At 60.1% G+C, this 4,730-nt stretch carries 4 protein-coding genes; 2 read left to right on the forward strand and 2 right to left on the reverse strand.

Annotation, left to right across the window (positions count from 1 at the left end):
- Positions 1 to 71: 71 nt before the first annotated feature.
- Complete coding sequence (locus CNQ84_RS20090) at positions 72 to 1,529, reverse strand: DUF3336 domain-containing protein (protein ID WP_096006526.1); 1,458 nt, start codon at positions 1,527 to 1,529, stop codon at positions 72 to 74.
- A gap of 50 nt (positions 1,530 to 1,579) precedes the next feature.
- Complete coding sequence (locus CNQ84_RS20095) at positions 1,580 to 3,199, reverse strand: wax ester/triacylglycerol synthase family O-acyltransferase (RefSeq protein ID WP_096006527.1); 1,620 nt, start codon at positions 3,197 to 3,199, stop codon at positions 1,580 to 1,582.
- Between the two features lie 500 nt (positions 3,200 to 3,699).
- Between CNQ84_RS20095 and CNQ84_RS20100 the strand changes: the two genes are divergently transcribed.
- Both CNQ84_RS20100 and CNQ84_RS21190 read left to right on the forward strand, forming a co-directional pair.
- On the forward strand, positions 3,700 to 4,476 hold the full coding sequence (locus CNQ84_RS20100) for a class II glutamine amidotransferase (RefSeq protein WP_096006528.1): 777 nt from the start codon (positions 3,700 to 3,702) through the stop codon (positions 4,474 to 4,476).
- 145 nt (positions 4,477 to 4,621) lie between these two features.
- Positions 4,622 to 4,730: transposase (locus tag CNQ84_RS21190; RefSeq protein ID WP_165771335.1), on the forward strand; the 109-nt coding region annotated here is incomplete at its 3' end.

Here is a 4,730-nt window from a genome sequence, read left to right on the forward strand (position 1 = left end):
AATTGATCAGTGCTTCCCTAGATCTGCCAACCCTACGGGGCGGACAAACATACAACCACAATGTACCGGCGCTACTTCTCCCAGCCCCGGGTGTGCAGGATGTTATCCAGGGTGCGGCTGACGGCCGTGCAGTTGCGCACCATCTCAACCTTCTCCCAGGCTGAACGCTCGCCCTCGTGAATCAGGCGGTGCATGGCTTCGCGCGTGGGCGGCGCCAGCAGCCGCAGCGGATGATCCCAGCGGTTGCGCAGGAAGATGTTGATGTCGGCGGTGTACTCCTGCGCGAGTACGCCATAGGTAAGGTGCTGCATCAGGTTGATGACCGGGCTCTTGATACGCACGTTGTCACGCGTAAAGCGCATGGCCTCGGCAGCCCCCAGTTTCAGAAAACGCGCCTGAAAATGCGCCAGGTTGCGCAGTCGACTGCGCGGCGCATCCGGATCCGGGGTGATCGCCAGCGCCGCCGGGTTGGTCATACTGGAAATAAAGTGATTTACGCCATACAAGCGCGCCAGGCGCTTGGCGGGCAGGTCATCGGCAAAGGAGCCGTCGATCCACTTCATGCCCGGCAGATACGGCACTGTCTCACCTGAGGCGTTGCGGCACATCAGGGTCACCGGCGGATAAATGCCATAGATGGCGCACGAGGCCATCACCGCCGAGCGGATCAGCACGTTAGGCGAGGTAATGGCGTTTAGCAGACGCGGCGCCTGCTGAGTCGACAGGCCGGTGACCGTAATGTTGAGCTTGCGACCGGTCAGCTCGAAGGCCTCCTGAAAGGTCATGTCAGGAATGATCTTCGCCAGGTAATCGCGCAGGTTGTCCACGTCCATCGCGCGACTGCCGCCAAACAACGTCAGCGAGGGGCGAATGGCGCTCGTCTCTTCTACTTCGTGATGCAGGTTATCCAGGCTCAGTCGCTCGCGCAGCTCCTCATCGGGGTAGGTGCAGGCGGTTGCCGCCAGAATGGACCCGGCGCTGCTGCCGGAAATGATCTCCGGCAGCAGGCCCTGATCAAACAACGCCTTGAGCACGCCGGTGTGAAAAAAGCCCAGCACCGCGCCGCCACTCAGCATCAGCGCCGTACGACCATTGCAGTGGCTGGCGCGCAGGAAGAAGTCTTGCTTCTCGGCCAGCGGGATAATCTCGTCGTCGACCTCGTTCAGGTCGTTCAAGGCACCACACAGCTCGTCAATGTAGCGGGTGATCAAGTTCTTGGTGCCCAAACGCGCCTTGTTATAGAGCGACGGCTTGCCGATACCACCTAGGTTGCCGTGCACCCCCTCATTAAGCACAAACAGCAGCTGGTGCCAGTCCTTGCGAAAGCGCAGGTCCCGCAATATGTCCAGGCGCTGGCGTATCGAGCGGTAGTCGTAGCTTTCGCAGGCGTCATCCTGCTTCCACTCGTCCAGCCCTTGCTCGTGATCCCAGGCCGCAGCCAATTCGCTCCACTGCGCGTAATCCTCAGCCTTCTCCATGGATTGCAGCAGCGCCTTGCTCTTGCCTCGCTGAAATAAACTAACCGCCATACGATACTCCCCCGGCACCCTGAGTGCCGCCACAGTGCGATTGATCAGGTTCAGGCTGCGCCGGCCGGCTTGGCACTGGCGGCGGCAGATCCGTCGCCGGAGCGACTGGACGCCTTGCGTCGGCGCCCGGCTTGCCGGGCTGTCTCAGGCTGTGCAGCCGGCGATTCGGCGGCCGACGTCCCGGCGGCCGGCGCGTCTGCGCCCGGCTTACGCGTTTCCAGCAACACCGGCTCTGCGGCTGCGGCCTTTTCCAGCTCTGCCAGCAAGGCGCGGTACTCATCGGTAGACGCTGCCATGCAGGCGATGTACTGATCCATATCAGGCATCATCTTGCGGTCGGCCAGCACACCGAGATTCAGGTCGTCATAGATACCGGTCAGGCAGTGACTGACACCCATGCCATCGCATACGGGCGCAATGGGAAACACATTGACGATCTTGGCGCCGGCAAAATAGCGGGGCTGCAGACCGGGAATGCCGGGCACGTTGGTGATCAGCGTGTTGATCAGCGGCATGACGCCCGCCAGACGCGCTTTGTTCTGAACCCAGGCGCCGAGCGCGCGCATGTAGGGCGGAATCATGTCGCCCACCGCATTATTCAGGTCACAGAGCACGTCTTTGGCCAAAGGCACGCCACGTGCTGTGCGCCGGCGGACAGCAGCCAAGCGATCTGTCGCATCGGCCATATCGGTGCCGATACCGATAAACATTGCCGATATCAGGTTGCCGCAATCCTTCATTGCTTCGGTTGGCCGCACCGACACCGGACACATAGACACCAGCGACTCATTGGCCGGCAGTTGGTTGTGGTGCATCAGGTAGCGCCGCATGCCGCCGCCAATAATGGCGATAACTACATCATTCAGCGTGGCACCCGGGCACAGCTGTCGCATGCGCTTGAGCTCGGGGATATTCCAGGTCAGAGCACCGTAGGCGCGATGGGGCGACACTTGCGCGTTGAACAGGGTGCGCGGCACCCTGCGCTGCTCGGGCTGGGCCTCGTCGCGCAAACGACGCACCAGGTCGAGGCTCTTGCGCCCGACCACCCAGCCGGCCCGCAAACTGCGGAACGTCTGCCCCATCATGCGCGGCGTAGTGCGCGCCCACATCTCCAGGCGGGTTGGCGCGCGCTCAGCGACCTCTACCCGATCACGCCGACCGTATTCGTGCTCGGCGGTCTCCTCCATCATGGCGGTGGTCAGCTCCAGGCTGGCCTTGCCGTCCACATAGGCATGGTGAAAGCGAATCAGCACCGCGAAGCTGTTCGGCGGGATGCCGGGCACATTATTGACGCCCTCAATGATGTAGATCTCCCAGGGCGCACGCTCCATATCGACGCTGCGCGACATGGTGCGAGCAGTAAAGATGCACAACTGACGCCAGTCACCCGGCTGCGGCAACCCCACGTGCCGAACGTGGTACTCCAGATCAAAGTTTTCGTCATCCAGCCAGTACGGATCATCCAGCTGGAAAGGAGCCTGCTCGAGACGGCGACGAAAGTAAGACGTCGTGTTCAGGCGATCGGATATGTACTGCAGGATTTCCTTGTGCCGCACCAGCCCACCTGGCGCACTACTCTGATCACACAACCAGAGACTGCCGATCATCATCGGCTGGTTTGGCGCCTCAAAGTAGAAGAAATGGGAATCCATTGGGGTCAGTTGTTTCATGGTCGACGTCCTCAATACCAGTTGGGTGTACGCGCGACGGTTCAGGCGACCGCAACGCACAACGGAATCGAGCACCAGACGAAACTGCGCATCCGATGCAGGCAGGGAAAGAGACTCTTATTGTAGAAAAAAAGAGAACAGCCCTGAGTTGATCCAAAACAAGATAATGCAATTCTGTGACCATTGAGTCACAGCCATAAAAACAGATCAACACACAATATTCACGAGGGTCTGAAAGCACCTTTCCAGACAGCTGCAAGCCATCGAAATATGAGTCAAAAAACAAAAAAGATTCAGCTTCCGAGCAGCAACCGCACCAGAAAAAGCCCCGCGGCGCCCCAGAAAAGACCATCACCACTCTTCTCTTGCAGGCTCATGCACGAAGGTCAGACCAACCGTCTCGGCCATCATCCTGACACCCAACAACTATCCGCACCTGAACACAAACTCACCCGGCGCCGGGTAGAATACTGCAGCCACCCGCCTACCCCGGAGCCACCATGTGCGAACTGCTTGGCATGAGCGCCAACGTCCCAACCGACATCTGCTTCAGCTTCGCCGGCCTGATGCGCCGTGGCGGCGGCAGCGGCCCGCACCGCGATGGCTGGGGAGTCGCATTTTACGAAGGCCGAGGGCTGCGCTGCTTCCATGACCCCAACCCTTGCCACAGCTCAGCGATTGCCAAGCTGATCGAGCAGTACCCGATCAAGTCGGAAAACGTCATCTGCCATATCCGCCAGGCCAATGTCGGCGGCGTCAGCCTGGCCAACACCCACCCGTTCACCCGCGAACTCTGGGGCCAGTACTGGGCCTTCGCCCACAATGGTCAACTGGCCGGTTTCAACCCTGATCAAGGCCCCTACACCCCGGTCGGCGACACTGACAGCGAATCGATCTTCTGCCACCTGCTGAACAACCTGGCCCGCCGCTACAGTAAGCCCCCAAGCCTTGCCGAGATTGCTGACACCCTCAGCCAATGCTGCGCCCCGCTGCGCGCGTTGGGGGTATGCAACCTGATGCTCAGCAACGGCGACTGGCTGTTCACCCTGTGCACCAGCAAACTCCACTGGATCACCCGCCGCGCGCCCTTCGGCCCCGCCGCGCTCAGTGACATTGACCTGGAAATCGACTTTCAGCAGCACACCACCCGCAACGACGTGGTGACGGTGATCGCAACCGAACCGCTGACCAGCAATGAGCAATGGCAGGCGTATGAGACTGGGGAGTGGCGGTTGTGGGAGAAGGGGGAAACAAAGATGAAAGGCCATTGCCACTAAGATCTTGAGCGTAGCTAGCCAAGCATGCAGGAAGTACCGTCAATCGTAAGCGTCCGGTGAACACACCTTTTGAACTCCAGCTTTAAGGGCGATGGTGTCCGTCTATTTTTTCGCGGACGCGATTGCCCTTATCGCCAGGATTTACATGCGCCAACGAAGCTCTTATCCAAAACCGTTCAAAGCCCAAGTCGTGCAGGAGTGCCTGCAACCTGGAGCCACCGTTTCCAGCGTCGCCATCCGGCACGGCATCAACG

The sequence above is a fragment of the Pseudomonas abyssi genome (assembly GCF_002307495.1).
GTDB lineage: Bacteria > Pseudomonadota > Gammaproteobacteria > Pseudomonadales > Pseudomonadaceae > Halopseudomonas > Halopseudomonas abyssi.